Annotated in this window: 16 protein-coding genes; 10 read left to right on the top strand and 6 right to left on the bottom strand. The window is 66.8% G+C overall.

Features of this window, described 5'->3' with window-relative positions:
• Nucleotides 1-23: 23 nt before the first annotated feature.
• The 4 genes from V7060_RS00640 to V7060_RS00625 all read left to right on the top strand — a co-directional run bounded on the left by V7060_RS00640 (nt 24) and on the right by V7060_RS00625 (nt 6,298).
• A complete protein-coding gene (locus V7060_RS00640; RefSeq protein ID WP_334177340.1) occupies nt 24-1,925 on the top strand; it encodes a DNA methyltransferase in 1,902 nt (633 codons plus the stop codon).
• The gene (locus V7060_RS00635) at nt 1,922-4,894 is read left to right on the top strand and encodes a DEAD/DEAH box helicase family protein (protein ID WP_334177339.1); all 2,973 of its coding nucleotides are present in this window, start codon (nt 1,922-1,924) and stop codon (nt 4,892-4,894) included. The genes V7060_RS00640 and V7060_RS00635 overlap by 4 nt, the downstream gene beginning before the upstream one ends.
• A gap of 70 nt (nt 4,895-4,964) precedes the next feature.
• Entirely contained in the window at nt 4,965-5,411 is a 447-nt protein-coding gene (locus tag V7060_RS00630) for a DUF192 domain-containing protein (RefSeq protein ID WP_334177338.1), read from the top strand.
• A gap of 38 nt (nt 5,412-5,449) precedes the next feature.
• The gene (locus V7060_RS00625) at nt 5,450-6,298 is read left to right on the top strand and encodes a SirB1 family protein (protein ID WP_334177337.1); all 849 of its coding nucleotides are present in this window, start codon (nt 5,450-5,452) and stop codon (nt 6,296-6,298) included.
• A 199-nt stretch (nt 6,299-6,497) separates the two neighbouring features.
• Here V7060_RS00625 and V7060_RS00620 read toward each other — a convergent pair whose 3' ends face one another.
• Nucleotides 6,498-6,719, bottom strand: a complete 222-nt coding sequence (locus tag V7060_RS00620) for a rubredoxin (protein WP_334177336.1) — start codon at nt 6,717-6,719, stop codon at nt 6,498-6,500.
• A gap of 35 nt (nt 6,720-6,754) precedes the next feature.
• Here V7060_RS00620 and thiE point away from each other — a divergent pair, with 35 nt between their 5' ends.
• From thiE to V7060_RS00590, 6 genes are all read left to right on the top strand, one after another.
• The gene (gene thiE / locus V7060_RS00615) at nt 6,755-7,393 is read left to right on the top strand and encodes a thiamine phosphate synthase (protein WP_334177335.1); all 639 of its coding nucleotides are present in this window, start codon (nt 6,755-6,757) and stop codon (nt 7,391-7,393) included.
• Nucleotides 7,394-7,495: 102 nt separating this feature from the next.
• The gene (hemL, locus tag V7060_RS00610) at nt 7,496-8,788 is read left to right on the top strand and encodes a glutamate-1-semialdehyde 2,1-aminomutase (RefSeq protein WP_334177334.1); all 1,293 of its coding nucleotides are present in this window, start codon (nt 7,496-7,498) and stop codon (nt 8,786-8,788) included.
• Nucleotides 8,785-9,414 carry an HAD-IA family hydrolase gene (locus tag V7060_RS00605; RefSeq protein ID WP_334177333.1) on the top strand — a complete coding sequence of 210 codons (630 nt, stop codon included), beginning with the start codon at nt 8,785-8,787 and terminating at the stop codon, nt 9,412-9,414. The genes hemL and V7060_RS00605 overlap by 4 nt, the downstream gene beginning before the upstream one ends.
• Before the next feature lie 70 nt (nt 9,415-9,484).
• Complete coding sequence (locus V7060_RS00600; RefSeq protein ID WP_334177332.1) at nt 9,485-10,600, top strand: DJ-1/PfpI family protein; 1,116 nt, start codon at nt 9,485-9,487, stop codon at nt 10,598-10,600.
• Nucleotides 10,601-10,603: 3 nt separating this feature from the next.
• Nucleotides 10,604-11,293 carry a response regulator transcription factor gene (locus tag V7060_RS00595; protein WP_334177331.1) on the top strand — a complete coding sequence of 230 codons (690 nt, stop codon included), beginning with the start codon at nt 10,604-10,606 and terminating at the stop codon, nt 11,291-11,293.
• A complete protein-coding gene (locus V7060_RS00590) occupies nt 11,290-12,582 on the top strand; it encodes a HAMP domain-containing sensor histidine kinase (RefSeq protein WP_334177330.1) in 1,293 nt (430 codons plus the stop codon). Before V7060_RS00595 ends, V7060_RS00590 begins: the two co-directional genes overlap by 4 nt.
• Nucleotides 12,583-12,600: 18 nt before the next feature.
• Here the strand turns inward: V7060_RS00590 and V7060_RS00585 are convergent, their stop codons facing one another.
• The 5 genes from V7060_RS00585 to V7060_RS00565 form a co-directional block, all read right to left on the bottom strand.
• Entirely contained in the window at nt 12,601-13,824 is a 1,224-nt protein-coding gene (locus V7060_RS00585) for an acetylornithine transaminase (RefSeq protein ID WP_334177329.1), read from the bottom strand.
• A gap of 79 nt (nt 13,825-13,903) precedes the next feature.
• Nucleotides 13,904-14,434, bottom strand: coding sequence for a cysteine hydrolase family protein (locus tag V7060_RS00580; protein ID WP_334177328.1), 531 nt, complete (start codon nt 14,432-14,434; stop codon nt 13,904-13,906).
• Nucleotides 14,435-14,459: 25 nt separating this feature from the next.
• Nucleotides 14,460-14,897 carry a VOC family protein gene (locus tag V7060_RS00575; RefSeq protein WP_334177327.1) on the bottom strand — a complete coding sequence of 146 codons (438 nt, stop codon included), beginning with the start codon at nt 14,895-14,897 and terminating at the stop codon, nt 14,460-14,462.
• A complete protein-coding gene (locus V7060_RS00570) occupies nt 14,894-15,352 on the bottom strand; it encodes an HIT family protein (RefSeq protein WP_334177326.1) in 459 nt (152 codons plus the stop codon). The genes V7060_RS00575 and V7060_RS00570 overlap by 4 nt, the downstream gene beginning before the upstream one ends.
• Nucleotides 15,349-16,170, bottom strand: a complete 822-nt coding sequence (locus V7060_RS00565) for an NAD(P)-dependent oxidoreductase (protein ID WP_334177325.1) — start codon at nt 16,168-16,170, stop codon at nt 15,349-15,351. The genes V7060_RS00570 and V7060_RS00565 overlap by 4 nt, the downstream gene beginning before the upstream one ends.
• Between the last annotated feature and the right edge of the window lie 17 nt (nt 16,171-16,187).

Raw genomic sequence — 16,187 nt, 5'->3', positions numbered from 1 at the left:
TCAGTCATGGAATCGGCGCTACAATGGCCAAGTCGCTGCTGGAAGAACTGCCCGCGATCGTAAGGGAGGGTCGGCAGCAGGCCGAACGCATTCTTGAGAGCCTCGAAAGCCGGCATCGAGTGCGGCTGCAGACGCGGGAATGGGTGCTGCCCTCGAAGGACGTGTCGGCCGTCGACTGGATCGCGCAGGCAGAGCGCGCGGCGCGCATGGGTGAGGCCAGCGACGAGCGCTGGCGCAACCGCCTGATCTACGGCGACAACCTGCACGCGATGGCAGCCCTGCTAGCGGGCGACGAAGATAACGCCAGCCTGCGCGGCAAGGTCGATCTGATCTACATCGACCCTCCATTTGATTCCAAGGCCGACTATCGCACCAAGGTGACGTTGCCAGACGTGGAAATCGAGCAGCGCCCGACGGTCATCGAACAGTTCGCGTACTCGGATACCTGGTCGGACGGCACGGCATCGTATCTGCGGATGATTGTTCCGCGATTGATTCTGATGCGAGAACTTCTAGCAGAGACCGGCTCAATCTATGTTCATGTGGATCCGACCGTCGGACACTACGTCAAGATCGTGCTCGATGAGATATTCGGAAAGGAATTCTTCGAGCGCGAGATCGTTTGGCGAATCGGCTGGATATCCGGCTACAAATCGGCTGCATCGAACTGGATCAGAAACCACGACAACATCTTCTACTACTCGAAAAGCCCGAAATTCGTTTTTAACAAGCAGTACATCCCGTATGCGGATGACTATGTTCGCCGGGACGGAAAGAAGCCTGAAGGGGCCGGATATCCGATAGAGGACACTTGGAACTGCTCTGATATGGATCGTCTCGATTCCATACAGATCATGAGCTTTTCCCGCGAGAAAGTCGGATACGACACGCAGAAGAACGAGAATCTTCTGGCAAGAATCATTACTGCATCCACTGACGAAGGCTCAATCGTGCTGGACGTCTTCGGCGGCTCCGGTACTACCGCCACCGTCGCCGAGAAGCTCGGGCGCCGCTGGATCACCAGCGATATCGGCAAGCCCGCCTGCATGATCATGCGCAAGCGCCTGATCGATCAGAATGCGAAGCCGTTCCTGTACCAGGCCATCGGCGACTACCACGTCGAGACCGCCAAGACGCACTTTGGACGCAACTACCGTGTCGGCGACCTGTCGGCCATCGTCCTGTCGTTGTACGGCGCCCTGCCCCTGCAAGCCGAGGACAACCCCCTGCGGAATCTCGGCAGTACGCACTTCAACGGCACCAAGACGCTGGTGCTGGTGGATTCCCCGAGCAAGCTGACCGGCGATGCCACGCTGAAGAAGGCCATCGCCCAGCGCGACAACCTGCTGGGTGGCTGGGACCGGGTCGTGGTGCTGGGATGGAATTTCGAACCCAGCATCGGCCAGAGCATCGCCGCGCTCAACGATGACCGACTGCAGGTCCTGGTGATTCCACCTGATCTGCTGGACCGCCTGCGCAAGAAGGGGGGCGTGGAGAAGCTGCGGGGCCAGGTGCGTTTCGCCAGCCTCCAGTACGTGACGCTGAAATCGGCAGCGCGCCAAGCCATCGCCGATGGCGACGAGCGCATCGATGTGGTGCTGGACAACTACGTCCTGCTTTCGCCCGAAGCCATCAACCTGGACGAAGACAACCGCAAGAAGCTGCTCAAGGTCATGAATGCCGAACCCTTGGCACTGATCGAGTACTGGGCCATCGACCCCGACTTCGACGGCGAGGTGTTCCGTTCCGTCTGGCAGGACTACCGGGGCAACACCGCCAACGACGGCGATGCCCTGCGGGTCGTGGATCGCGCCAGCTTCTCCGTCCCCCGCAAGCAGGGAGAGCGCCGCATCTGCGTGCGCGTGGTCGATGTGTTCGGCTTCGAGGCCGAAACCGTGAAGGTGGTGGCGGAGCCCTCGCCATGAGCGTGAAGCCGGACGACCCGCTGATCCTTGCCAAATCGCTGACCAGGCGCACGGAGCAACTCTGCGCTGGCCTCGACGACGGCACGGCCGACCTGTACGACCTGGTCACCCCCACCACGTCCGAACTCCTGCGCTGGTGGTTCGGCAGTGAAGCGCGTCAGACCCGCAGGTTCAATTTCCATCCCGGTCAGCGACAGGCCATCCTCAACACAATCGTGGCGCATGAGGTACTGGACAGCCACGGCCTTCAGAATCTCTACGCACAGGTCTGTGCCGAAGCGCTGCTTGCAGGGGATCGGCTGGCGGAGGTCTCGCAACCCAAGCACGCGCACCCGAAGTACGCCTTGAAGATGGCCACCGGCACCGGCAAGACCTGGGTGCTGCAAGCGCTGATGGTCTGGCAGATGCTCAACAAGACCGCTGGACTGGACGAAGGCATAGACGATCCGCGCTTCAGCCGCCGCTTCCTGATCGTGGCACCGGGCCTGATCGTGTACGAACGCCTGTTGGACGCCTTCGTCGGAAAAGAGCGCGAAGGCGGTGGCGGACGCGATTTCTCCACGTCCGATACCGAGCGCTACGCGGATCTGTTCGTGCCGCCTGCGTACCGCGACCGCGTGCGCCAGTTCGTGCAGGGCAACGTCTGCGCCAAGCAGGACATCGGCCTGAAGGCGACGGGCAACGGCATGGTGGCAGTGACCAACTGGCACCTGCTGCAAGAGACCGGCGACGAACTGACCGATGCGGAGGCTGAAGAAGAGCAACTGGAAGCGGCTGGCATCGTGCCCGAAGCCCATGACGTCGTTCGGCACGTCCTCCCGGTAGTGCCAGGCCGGGCCACCGGCAACAGCCTGGACGTACTGGACAACCGATGGGCGCGCGGCCGCGTGATCGCGTTCCTGCAGGCGTTACCCGATCTGGTCGTGTTCAACGATGAAGCCCACCACATCCACGAGCTGCGCCGGGACGGCGAAGCCGACGAGGTGGAGTGGCAGAAGAGCCTCAGCCGCATCGCCGAAGGCAAGGGCCGGCGCTTCGTGCAGATCGACTTCTCGGCCACGCCGTACAACGAGCGCGCCGGTCGCGGACGCAATGCGGCCAGCACCAAGGTCTGGTTCCCGCATATCGTGGTGGATTTCGACCTCAAGCAGGCGATGGGGGCAGGGCTGGTCAAGTCACTGGTGCTGGACAAGCGCCGCGAGATCGGGGCGATGCCGCTGGAAGCCTTGGACTTCAAGGCCGAACGCGAGGACGACGGCACGTTGCGGCTCTCTGAAGGGCAACGCGTGATGCTGCGCGCGGGCCTGCAGAAACTGAAACGGCTGGAACAGGATTTCGCCACCATCGACCCGTCGCGCAGGCCGAAGATGCTGGTGGTCTGCGAGGACACCGCCGTCAGTCCGCTCGTTGCGCAGCTCCTCCAGGACGAGGGCCTGCATGAAGAAGACGTGCTGACCGTGGACTCCGGCAAGAAGGCGGAGCTGGGCGAAAAGGACTGGGCGCCGTTGCGCCAGCGCCTGTTCGATGTGGATCGCCATGCGCAGCCCCGCGTGATCGTCAGCGTACTGATGCTGCGCGAAGGCTTCGACGTCAACAACATCTGCGTGATCGTGCCGCTGCGTGCGAGTGGTGCCCAGATCCTGCTGGAGCAGACCATCGGACGCGGCCTGCGCCTGATGTGGCGCGATACCGAATTCGACGACATCAAGCGGGAGAACCGCGAACGCATCAACCGCGGCGAGGAACCCGGCAGCCTGATCGACATCCTGTCTATCGTCGAGCACCCGCGCTTCGAGGACTTCTATGACGAGCTGATGCGGGATGGACTGGTCGGCACGACAGGGGATGATGACGATGGCGGGTCCACGGTAGGCGATCTGGTGACAGTGGCGCTTTGCGATGACTGGGAGGCCTACGATTTCGCCATTCCGTTCATCCTGCGGGAAGAAGACGAGACCGTCGAACACCTGCCCATCGACGTGGCCGCCCTGTCGCCTTTCACCCAGATGTCCCGGACCGCGCTGTCCGGCCTTCTCGGCAAGGGCGACACCTTCGTGTCGCAGGACCTGCAAAGCAGCACGCTGTTCGGCGACTACCGCGTCGAGGGTAGCGTGATGAACGTCAGCGGCTACAACGAGTACCTATCGCGGCTCACGCGGCGGATCGGCCAGGCCCTGAGCAGCCCGCTTCCCCGCGGCAATCGCGTCGCCGAGCACTTGGCTACACCCTACATGCAGGTCGACAACCGGGTGCTGGCGCAGGCGCTGGACGATTACGTCCGCGACCAGCTGTTCCGTGAGCCTTTTGAACCGTTCGAGGACGAGAACTGGCGCCTGTTGCTGCTGCAGCCAGTGATCGACCATGTCGTCAAGGTCTTTGGCCTGGCCCTGGTAAAGGCGGAGGAACGGCAAACCGGTGGCCCGACGGATGTGCGTCACCGCAGGCTTTCCGAAGTGGACAGGTTGACGATGCGCGAAAGCACGTCAATGGACGTGACCAAATGCATCTACGCGCGGCAGGGCTGGCCGTCGCGCAACGGCGGGCTGGAACGCGCCTTCATCGAATGGTGTCAAGCGGACAGCGGCGTGGAGGCCTTCTGCAAGCTCAGCGAAAACCGGCACGACTTCGCACGCCTGCGCTATGTGCGCGATGACGGGCTTCCGGCCTTCTACTTCCCGGATTTCATGGTGCGTACCGGCAGCGCAGTCTATCTGGTGGAAACCAAGGCCCAGCAGCAGACGAACCATCCCAACGTACAACGCAAACGCAAGGCCGCCGCGACCTGGTGCGCGCGTATCAACGAACTGCCGCCGTACGATCGGGGAGGCCGGGAATGGCATTACGCGCTGGTGGGCGAGAGCCTGTTCGACGACTGGCGCGGCAAGAACGCGCGGATGTCAGAGTTGCTGGACTTCTGCCGCGTCAGAGCAGTGAATGCAGCCTCGGCCCAGGGGACGCTGGCGTTGTAGTGGTCCGGAGGGCTGCCGGCGACCCGTCGTGCAGGTAGACTTCGCGGCAGCCCTCTTCCGGAAACATCGCATGCGTCCTCTGCAGACTGTCGGCGCGATTGCCGCCCTCCTCCTCAGCGCCTGCGCCAACGGCGGCCCCTGGGTCGAAGTGGGCGGCGAGCGGTTCAAGGTCGAGATCGCCGACAACGATGCCGAGCGCGCGCGCGGCCTGATGTTCCGCGACGAGCTGGCGGCCGGCACGGGCATGCTCTTCATCCACGACGCGGAGGAGCCGCAGGCGTACTGGATGAAGAACACGCGCATTCCGCTGGACATCCTGTACTTCGACAATACCCGCAAGCTGGTGACGCAGCAGCGCAACGTGCCGCCATGCTCCGGCGGCAACAGTTGCCCGTCCTATCCGAGCGACAAGCCGGCCCGCTACGTGCTGGAACTGAATGCCGGCGAGGCCGAGCGGCTGAAGCTGCAGGACGGCGCGGAGATGGGCTTCGGCAAGGGCATTCCGCCTGTCCGCTGAGGCTTGATTGTGCCGGCGAATGGCCGCAGTCTGTGGCCATGGGGGATCGACTGACATTGCCGGAATGGAATGCGTTGGCCGGCCAGGCCGACGATTCCGTGCCGCTGCTGGAAACCGCGCTGCTGATCGCGCGCGACGAGTATCCCGACCTCGATGCCGACCTGTACGACACGCTGGCACAGAGCCACGCCGAACACCTGCGCCACGAGATCGCCACCATCGAGCCGTGGCCGCTGAAGATGGCCGCGATCAACCGCCACCTGTTCGACGAACTGGGCTACACCGGCAACCACGACGAGTACTACGACCCGCGCAACAGCTACCTCAACCAGGTCTTCGAGCGCCGGCTCGGCAACCCGGTGTCGCTGGCCATGGTGCAGATCGAAGTGGCGCGCCGGCTTGGCGTGCCACTGGACGGGGTGTCCTTCCCCGGCCACTTCCTGGTGCGGCTGCCGGTCGACGACGGCCTGCTGGTGATGGATCCGTTCAATGGCGGCCGGCCGCTGGGCGTGGACGAACTGCGCGAACGTGCCAAGCCGCACCTCGGCGGCGACGTGCCCGACGACAACGCGCTGCTGCACATCCTCAACCCTGCCTCGCCGCGCGCCATCCTGGTGCGCACGCTGCGCAACCTGCATGGCGTGTACGCCGAGCGCGAGGAATGGGACCGCGCAGCGCGCAGCGCCGATCGCGTGCTGAAGCTCACGCCCGACCAGCCCGACGCGCTGCGCGACCGCGGACTGGCCTACCTGAAGATGGACTACAAGGCCGGCGCGCAACGCGACCTGGCGCGCTACCTGCACCTGTCGCCGGAAGCGAACGATGCGCCCGCGATGCGCGAGCAGCTGGTGGAGCTCAGCGCGGTGCGCACGTCGCGGATGCATTGATCCAGGGCAGTCACTGGCGCTGTTGTAGGAGCGACGTAAGTCGCGACCGCAAGGCGTCGCAACCTTCCATCCGGCCGCAGACGCATTCCATCGCCGACGTCCGAAGAAACACGCCGATCCTGCACCTGCGTTGAGGAGTGGACTTCCGACTGCCCCGGTCGCGACTCACGTCGCTCCTACAGGGACCACCGGATGCCGCTCAGTACAGCTCCACCATCTCGAAATCGTCCTTGCCCACGCCGCAATCGGGGCAGGTCCAGTCGTCCGGGACGTCCTCCCAGCGCGTGCCCGGGGCGATGCCTTCTTCCGGCAGCCCCTCGGCTTCGTCGTAGATGAAGCCGCAGACCACGCACATCCAGGTGCGGTAGATGGTGGTGGTGGCGTCGGTCATCGGATAATGCCGGCTGGAAGGAGCGGCCATTGTCCCATCGCCGCCCACGCACCGGAAGTTCGCCGATGACCACGCTGCCGCCGTCCGTCCGCCACGCACGCGGGCTGTACCTGATCACCCCGGAAGAGCCGGATACCGCGCGCCTGTTGGCGCGCGTGGCCGCCGTGCTGCCGCAGGCGACGTGGCTGCAGTACCGGCAGAAGGGCGCGGATGCCGATCTTCGCCATGTCCAGGCGCTGGCCCTGAAGGCGCTTTGCGCGGACGCCGGCGTACCGCTGATCGTCAACGACGATGTCGCGCTGGCGGACGCCGTGGGGGCAGCGGGCGTGCACTTGGGGGAAGACGATGGCGACATCGCCGTCGCGCGCGCCTTGCTGGGACCTCAGGCCATTGTCGGTGCCTCCTGCTACGACGACGTCGCGCTGGCCGAACGCGCGGTGGCGGCGGGCGCCAGCTACGTGGCCTTCGGCGCCTTCTTCCCGACCACCAGCAAGGTCACCACGCGACGCGCGACGCCGGCGCTGCTGGCCGCAGCAGCGGCATTGGGGGTCCCGCGGGTGGCGATAGGCGGCATAACGCCCGACAATATGGGTCCGCTCGTGGCCGCCGGCGCCGACCTGGTCGCCGTGATCGGCGGCGTATTCGAGGTACCTGACCCGGTGGCTGCTGCGAAGGCATACCGGCAAGCCTTCGCGGGCGCCTGAAGCGTTGTGGGAGCGACGTAAGTCGCGATGACGGGCCGATGGTGGTTCATCGCGACTTACGTCGCTCCCACAGTGCAAATCTCCCCCTTTTTTGGAATTCCCATGAACCACGACCAGTCCCACGCCCTCTTCGCCCGCGCCCAGCAGCTGCTGCCCGGCGGCGTCAATTCGCCGGTGCGCGCGTTCAAGTCGGTGGGTGGCGAACCGTTCTTCGTGCAGCGCGCCGACGGCGCGTACCTGCATGACGTGGATGGGAACCGCTACATCGACTACGTCGGCTCGTGGGGTCCGATGATCGTCGGCCACAACCACCCGGCGGTGCGCGAGGCGGTACAGGCGGCCATCCAGGATGGCCTGTCGTATGGCGCGCCCTGCCCGGCCGAAGTGACGATGGCGGAAACGATCACGCGACTGGTGCCGTCGTGCGACATGGTGCGCATGGTCAACTCCGGCACGGAAGCCACGCTGTCGGCGATCCGCCTGGCGCGCGGTGCGACCGGCCGCAACCGCATCGTCAAGTTCGAGGGCTGCTACCACGGTCATGGCGATTCGTTCCTGGTGAAGGCCGGCAGCGGCATGCTGACGCTGGGCGTGCCGACCTCGCCGGGCGTGCCGGCAGGCCTCAGCGAACTGACGCTGACGCTGAGCTACAACGATTTCGATGGTGCAACGGAACTGTTCGAGCAGTACGGCGGCGAGATCGCCTGCCTGATCATCGAACCCGTGGTCGGCAACGCCAACTGCCTGCCGCCGCGCGAAGGCTACCTGCAGCACCTGCGCGCACTGTGCACGCAGCACGGCGCGCTGCTGATCTTCGACGAAGTGATGACCGGCTTCCGCGTCGCCCTGGGCGGCGCGCAGGCGTACTACGGCATCACGCCGGACCTCACCACGTTCGGCAAGATCATCGGCGGCGGCATGCCGGTGGGCGCCTACGGTGGCCGCCGCGACCTGATGCAGCAGATCGCACCGGCCGGCCCGATCTACCAGGCCGGCACGCTGAGCGGCAATCCGGTGGCGATGGCCGCGGGCCTGGCGATGCTGGACCTGATCCAGGCACCCGGCTTCCACGATGGCCTTGTCGCCGCCACGGCCACGCTGTGCGACGGCATGGAAGCGGCCGCGCGCGAGGCCGGCGTGCCGCTGACCACCACGCGCGTCGGCGCGATGTTCGGCCTGTTCTTCACCGACCAGCAGGTCGATACCTATGCACAGGCGATCGCTTGCGATACGGCGGCGTTCAACCGCTTCTTCCACGCCATGCTGGAGCGCGGCGTGTACCTGGCGCCGTCGGCGTTCGAAGCCGGCTTCATGTCCAGCGCGCATACGCCGGATGTGATCGAGGCCACGCTGGCCGCCGCACGCGAGGCGTTCAAGGTGGTCGCCGCGGGATGAAACCCCGCATCCACCAGGTGCTGTTCGATTTCGACGGCGTCCTGGCGCACTACCGGCACGAGGTGCGCATCGCGCATCTCGCGACGCATGCGCAATGCGAACACGAGCAGGTGCGTACGACGCTGTTCGTCTCCGGGCTGGAAACCGAGTACGACACCGGCGCCATCGACACCGCGACCTATCTGCGCCGGCTCGGCGAAGGGATCGGCGCGACAATCGACGAAGCCGCCTGGATCGCGTCGCGGATGGCCGGCAGCACGGCCATCGACGACGTACTCGCACGGGCCGTCGCACTGCATGCCGACGTGGCGCTAGGCGTACTGACCAACAACGGCGCGCTGATGACGCAGGCCATCCCGCGCATCGTCGCGCCGCTGGCGGCACGCATCGAAGGCCGCGTGCTGACCAGTGGTGGCCTGCAGCGACGCAAGCCGGCGCCATCGACGTTCACGCATGCACTCGACCTGCTCGGCTGGGATGCGGCCACCACGCTGTTCGTCGACGACCTGTTCACCAACGTGCAGGGCGCACGCGAGGCCGGCCTGCATGCGGAAACCGTCATCGATGCGCGCAGCTTCAACAAGGCGCTGAAGCGCTATGCCGTCGGGCCGCAGACCGGCTGGTGAGTCCCACCATTTGAAACTTGATTGACGCCCTGGCGGGACACTGGTGGCCACCCACCGGAGATCCCTCGCCATGTCCTTCCTTTCCCGTGCAATGGCCTGCCTGCTGCTCGCCGCGTTCGCCGGACCGTTGCATGCCGGCGATGCCGGCAAGATCCTGATCGTCGTCAGCGGCGAGGGCCGCGACCAGGGCAAGACCCGTCCCGGCTATGAGTTCGACGAACTCTCGCAGGCGTGGCTGATCTTCAAGGCCAACGGCTTCGCCATCGATGTCGCCAGCCCGCAGGGCGGCGCCGTCGAGGCCGACAAGTACAACCCGCAGGAACCGTTCAACGCGGCCCTGCTCGCCGATGCGGACGCCATGCGCGCGCTGGCGGATACGCGCACGACGCGCGACGTGAAGGCAGCGGACTACGCCGCCGTCTACGTGGTCGGCGGCAAGGGGGCGATGTTCGACCTGCCGCGCGACACCGCATTGACGTCATTGCTGGCCGATGCCTACGAACGTGGCGCGGTCGTCGGTGCGGTCTGCCACGGTCCGGCCGCGCTGGTCGATGTACGCCTGCGCGACGGTACGCCGCTGGTGCATGGCAAGACGATCACCGGCTTCACCAATGAAGAAGAAGCGCTGTTCGGCAAGCGCTGGGCGAAGGAATTCCCATGGCTACTGGAAGACCGTCTGGTCGCGCAAGGCGCGCAGTGGCAGGAAGCGCCGCTGATGATGGCGAAGGTTGTCGTCGATGGTCGCCTCGTCACCGGGCAGAATCCCTACTCCACCGCCGGCGTCGCCGAGGCCATCGTGCGTGCCACCGGCCGGACGCCCGTCGCGCGCACGCCGTGGCGTGACGAGCTGACGATGGCGCTGGCCGCGCAGGCGCGGGATGGCGATCTCACGGGAGCAGCGGGTGCGCTGGCGGCCGATGCATCCCGCTACCACGTCGACCTGCTTGGCCTGCTCGGCTACTACCAGGCACAGGCAGCCACCGAGGAGGGCGGCGTGCGCCACGCGCTGCAGCTGATGCAGCTGGCCATGCCCTACATGGCGCAGCCGCAGCTGAAGCTCGGCGCCGCCGAGGCGCACCTGCGCCTGGGCCAGCGCGCGGAGGCGAAGGCGCTGGTGCACCGCGTGCTGGCCGCCACGCCCGACATGGCGGAAGCTAAGGCCCTCCTGCAACGCATCGATGGCTGAACGATGAGGGCTTCCCCGCTGCGCGTCCTGGTGGTCGAAGACAGCCCGCTGTTGCGCACGCAGCTGGAGGGGTTGCTGTCGGCCGACGGTATCGAGGTCGACTTCGCCGGCGATGGATTGAGCGGACTGCAGATGGCGTTGTCCTCGCCGCCGGACGTGCTGGTGCTCGACCTGGGCTTGCCGGGCCTGGATGGACTGCGCCTGTGCGAGCGGTTGCGCGCAGAAGCCGACCGGCACATCCCGGTGCTGATGCTGACCGCGCGCGATGCGCTGGAAGACAAGCTGCAGGGTTTCCGTGCCGGTGCGGACGACTACCTGGTCAAGCCTTTCGCCGGCGCCGAACTGCTGGCGCGTTGCCTGGCGCTGTCGCAACGACACCGTGCCGGACAGGCGCACGTGCTGCGGATCGGCACGCTGCATATTGACCGGCGCCATGGCCGCGCGCAGCGGGACGGCCGCGACCTGGATCTGCATGCCACCAGTTACCAGATCCTGCTGGCGCTGGCCGAGGCCTGGCCCCGTACGCTGACGCGCAGCGAACTGATCCAGCTGCTATGGGGCGATGCGCCCCCCGACTCCGATCCGCTGCGCACCCACCTGTACCTGTTACGGCAGGTGCTGGACAAACCATCCGCCACGCCGATGCTGAAGACCGTGCACGGCGTGGGCTTCCGGCTGGAGGCCGATGCATGAGCCGCACCGCCGTGCCACACCGACGCCTGCGCAATCGCCTGATGCTGGCGTTCTCCGCCTTCACCCTGCTGGTCGCCGCCCTGTTCGCCCTGTACGTCGTGCTGTTCGTCTACACGGTCGAGGACCAGTTGTTCGAAACGATGCTGGACCGGGAAGTCGCCGTGCAGCAGCGCCACCATCACGACCATGGCACGTGGACCACGCCGCGCGACGGCTTCATGTCCATCGTCGACCAGACACGGGCGCTCCCGGACGGCATCGCCGACGTGCTTGCCGAAGAACCCGCACGACGGGAATTCTCCGGAGCGGCCGGGCGCCACTACCACCTGCGGGCGCTGCAGCCGGGCGAAGCAGGCAGACCGGCCGCATGGCTGGTGGCGGAAGTCAGCACCCTGCTCGTCGTGCGGCCGATGCGCACACAGCTCTTCCAGTTGCTCGCAGGGTCGGGCGTCGTCATGGTCGCGCTCGCCCTGGCGCTCGGCGGCTGGCTGGCGCATCGCACCACTGCGCCACTGTCGCGGCTCGCGGATGCGGTCGGCGGCGCAACGCCGGAGCAGTTGCCACCGCAGTTCGCCGCCAGCTTCCCCGACGACGAAGTGGGACTGCTCGCACGCCGGCTGGACGACCTGATCGCCCGTGTCCGCGCCTTCGTCGAGCGCGAGCGCGAATTCACCCGTGATGCCAGCCACGAACTGCGCACGCCGCTGACGGTGATCCGCACCGCCACCGAACGCCTGGGCGCTGAAACCGGGCTCTCGGACGCCGCGCGGCGCAGCCTCGACCACATCGCGCAGTCGGCGCGCCAACTGGAACAGACGGTCGTCCTGCTGCTGTCGCTGGCGCGCGAACAGGGATCGCTGGAATCGGAACTGGCCACGCCCGTGCTGCCGATGCTGGAGCGGGTCGTCGTCGAGCAGTCGCCGCTGCTGGACCGCAAGTCGGTCGAGGTGCAGGTCGACCTCGCGCCCGGTGTTTTCACCACGTTGCCGCCCGCGGTACTGAATGTCCTGCTGTCCAACCTGGTCGGCAACGCGTTCGCGCATACCCGCGAAGGCCGCGTTGTCATCGGCATGGACGGCGACACGCTGCGTATTTCCAATCCGGGCAGCGGCGTCCGCGACGAGGACTACGCTGCGTTCGCCAAGGGCGAGGCCAGCCAGGGCACCGGCCTGGGCCTGTCGATCGTGCGCCGCCTGTGCGAGCGGCATGGCATCGACCTGCGGATCGACGGCACGCCTGGCCAGACGGTCGCCCGCCTGCGGCTGCCGAACACCCCACGCCCGTCGTGAGCGACGGACGCGGGATGCTCAGGCGACGAACGCGCGCAATGCCGCGTGCAGGCGGGCGAGACCGTCGGCCACTTCGGCATCGGTGATGGTGAGCGACGGCACGAAGCGCAACACATCGGGACCGGCCTGCAGCATCAACAGGCCCTGCGCCGCCGCGAGATCCAGCACCTCGCCTGCACGCCCGGCGTACTTCGGGGTGAGCACCGCACCCAGCATCAGGCCACGGCCCCGCAGCTGCGAGAACACGCCGAGTTCTGCATTGATCGCATCCAGTCCCTTGCGCAGCGCGGCCGACTGGCGCGCCACATTGTTGGCGATCTGCGACGACGCCAGCTTGCGCAGTGCCACGCGCGCGACGGCGGCCGCCAGCGGATTGCCGCCGAAGGTGGTGCCATGCGCGCCGAACTGCATCGCCTCGGCCACCTTGGGGCCGGCCAGCATCGCGCCGATCGGGAAGCCGCCGCCCAGCGCCTTCGCCAGCGTCACGATGTCCGGCACCACACCATCCTGCCAGTGCGCGAACAGCGTGCCGGTACGGCCCATGCCGGCCTGGATCTCGTCCAGCACCAGCAAGGCGCCGTGGTGGTCGCACAGCGCGCGCACCGCACTCAGGAATCCGGGCGCCGCCGGCATCACGCCGCCTTCGCCCTGCACCGGCTCCACCATCACCGCAGCCACATCGCCGCAGGACATGGCGATTTCCAGCTGGGTCAGGTCGTTGAAATCGACATAGCGGAAGCCGGCCGGCAGCGGCTCGTAGCCTTCCTGGTACTTCGGCTGCGCGGTCGCGGTAACGGTCGCCAGGGTGCGTCCGTGGAAACTCCCGCGGAACGTCACGATCACGCGCTGGTCGGGCGTGCGGCCCTGCGAACTCGCCCACTTGCGCACCAGCTTGATCGCCGCCTCGTTGGCTTCGGCACCGGAATTGCACAGGAACACGCGCTCGGCGAAGCGCGACGCGTTGACCAGTTCCTCGGCCAGGCGCAAGGGCGGCTCGCTGTAGAAGACGTTGCTGGTGTGCCACAGCTTGCCCGCCTGCTCGGTGAGCGCGGCGACCAGGTCCGGATCGTTGTGGCCCAGGCCGCAGACGGCGATGCCGGCCGACAGGTCCAGGTATTCGCGGCCTTCGCTGTCCCAGACGCGCGCGCCCTGGCCGCGCTCCAGGATCACCTCGCGCGGACGGTAGACCGGCAGGTAATAGCGCTGTCCGTTGGCCAGCAGGTCGGTGGTCGTGGCGCTCATGGCGGCGGCTCGGCGACGGGAAGGGCCGCCATTGTCGCTGATCGCGCCGCCCGCGCCAGCAGGCGGCGCGGCCGATGCGTCAGCCGGTGAACGCGATCTCGGCCGCAGGCAATGCGCGGATGCCCACGCCGAAGCTGCGGATCGCCGGCAGGGTGGCGTTGTGGTGGGCGCGGATCTGCTGCGCGTCGGCATGCGCCTTGTCGTGCGTGGTGTGCGCGTCGGCGGCAAGCACCACGTGGTAGCCGTGCGCCGCGGCACTGCGCGTGGTGGTGTCCACGCAGAATTCGGTGGCGTAGCCGCACAGCACCACGCCTTCCACGCCGCAGAACGACAGCACTTCATCCAGTCCGGTGCGCAGGAAGGAATCCGGCGTGGTCTTGCGGATGCGGTGGTCGCCCTCGGCGACCTGCAGCGCCGGGTGCAGCGCCCAGCCATCCGACTGCGGTTGCAGGTCGTCCGCGCGCTCGTGCTGCACCAGCACCACCGGCATGCCGGCGTCGCGCGCCTTCGCCGACAGGGCGTTGATGCGCGCGATCACCGCGTCCGCATCGGCCGGCGGCGGCTCGAACAGCCCGCGCTGCACGTCGATCACGATCAAGGCGAGATTCATCTGTCGGACTCCTTGTGCCTGTGCCCTACCAGCTTCCCGTATTCGGCATCGAAAGCCAAGGTTCCTGCGGCGGCAGCGCCGCGCCTTTCTGCAGCAGTTCGATCGAAATCAGGTCCGGCGTGCGCACGAACGCCATGCGCCCATCGCGTGGCGGACGGTTGATGGCGATGCCCTGCGACTGCAGGTGCGCGCAGAGCGCGTAGATGTCGTCGACTTCGAAGGCGAGGTGCCCGAAGTTGCGCGCACTGCCGTAGTTCTCGGCGGCCCTGCCGTCTTCCGACGGCCAGTTGTACGTCAGTTCGACTTCGGCCTCGGGGTTGGCCGGCGCACCGAAATACACCAGCGTGAAGCGGCCCTGCGGACTTTCCATGCGCCGTGTTTCCGTCAGGCCCAGGCCTTCGGTGAGGAAACGGCCCGTGGCCTCCAGGTCGTGGACGCGGATCATGGCGTGCAGGTATTTCATGGCAGGCTCGTCGTGAGGGAAGAAGTGGCTTCGGCCAGTTGACGGCACACATTGTCCGCCATCCTGTCCAGCAGGTCGCGCGGCGACGGTGCAGGCGGACCGTGCGGATACAGCCCAAGCAGGCCATCCCCGTGTTGCCGTGGCTGCACATGCAGGTGAACGTGCGGCACCTCCTGCCCGCCAGCGTCGCCATTGGACTGCCAGAGGTTCAATCCGGGCGGATCATCCACTGCGCGCAGCGCCCGCGCGATGCGCACCGCAAGTTGCATCATCTCCGCAGCGGTATCGGGCGGTAGGTCATAGAGCATCTCGACATGGGCACGCGGCACGACCAGGACGTGGCCGGGCACCGCCTGTCGCAGGTCCATGAAGGCGACCACGTGGGTGCCTTCCGCCACACAACTCGCGGATGCCTGGCCTCGGACAATCGCGCAGAAGGGACAATCGTCGCTCATGGGTCGAGGAAGAGATCCGGCAGCAACGTCTGCGAGGCGTCGACGGCATACGGCGCAAAGTCGGTGACACCGGCCTCGCGCAGCACCTCCTCGTCGATCAGGAACCGGCCGTGGAAGCCGCGGGCATCGCGCACCAGCACCGCATGCGCGGCATCGGCGACGATTTCCGGCGTGCGACAGCGCGGGATCTCCACGCCGGGAATCATGTTCAACGCGTCGGTGGCGATGATGGTGCGCGGCCACAGCGCATTGACGGCGATGCCCTGTGGGCCGAACTCGCCGGCCAGGCCCAGCGTCACGAAGCTCATGCCCATCTTCGCCAGCGTATAGCCGGTGTGCGGCGCCCACCACTTCGGATCGAGCGAGGGCGGCGGCGCCAGCGTCAGGATGTGCGGGTTCGCGGCCTGCTTCAGGTACGGCAGGCAGGCCTGTGCGCACAGGAAACTGCCGCGCGCGTTGACCTGCTGCATCAGGTCGAAACGCTTCATCGGCGTGTCCAGCGCACTGGCCAGCCAGATGGCGCTGGCGTTGTTGACCAGGATGTCGATGCCGCCGAAGGCGTCGGCGGTCGCCGCCATCGCGGCCTTCACCTCGTCCTCTTCGCGGATGTCGCACTTCAGCGCCAGTCCGCGGCCACCTGCCTCATTGACCGCCTGCGCAGCGGTATGGATGGTGCCCGGCAGTTTCGGATTCGGCACCGAGGATTTGGCGGCGATCGCCACGTTGGCGCCGTCGCGCGCCGCACGCAGCGCGATGGCCAGGCCGATGCCGCGCGAGGCACCGGTGATGAAGAGGGTCTTGCCGGCGAGCGATGTCATGGGGTGCTCCACGTGGA

The organism is Pseudoxanthomonas sp. (assembly GCF_036845285.1).
In the GTDB taxonomy this organism is placed as follows: Bacteria; Pseudomonadota; Gammaproteobacteria; order Xanthomonadales; family Xanthomonadaceae; genus Pseudoxanthomonas_A.
This window is presented reverse-complemented; position numbering and strand designations above follow the sequence as displayed.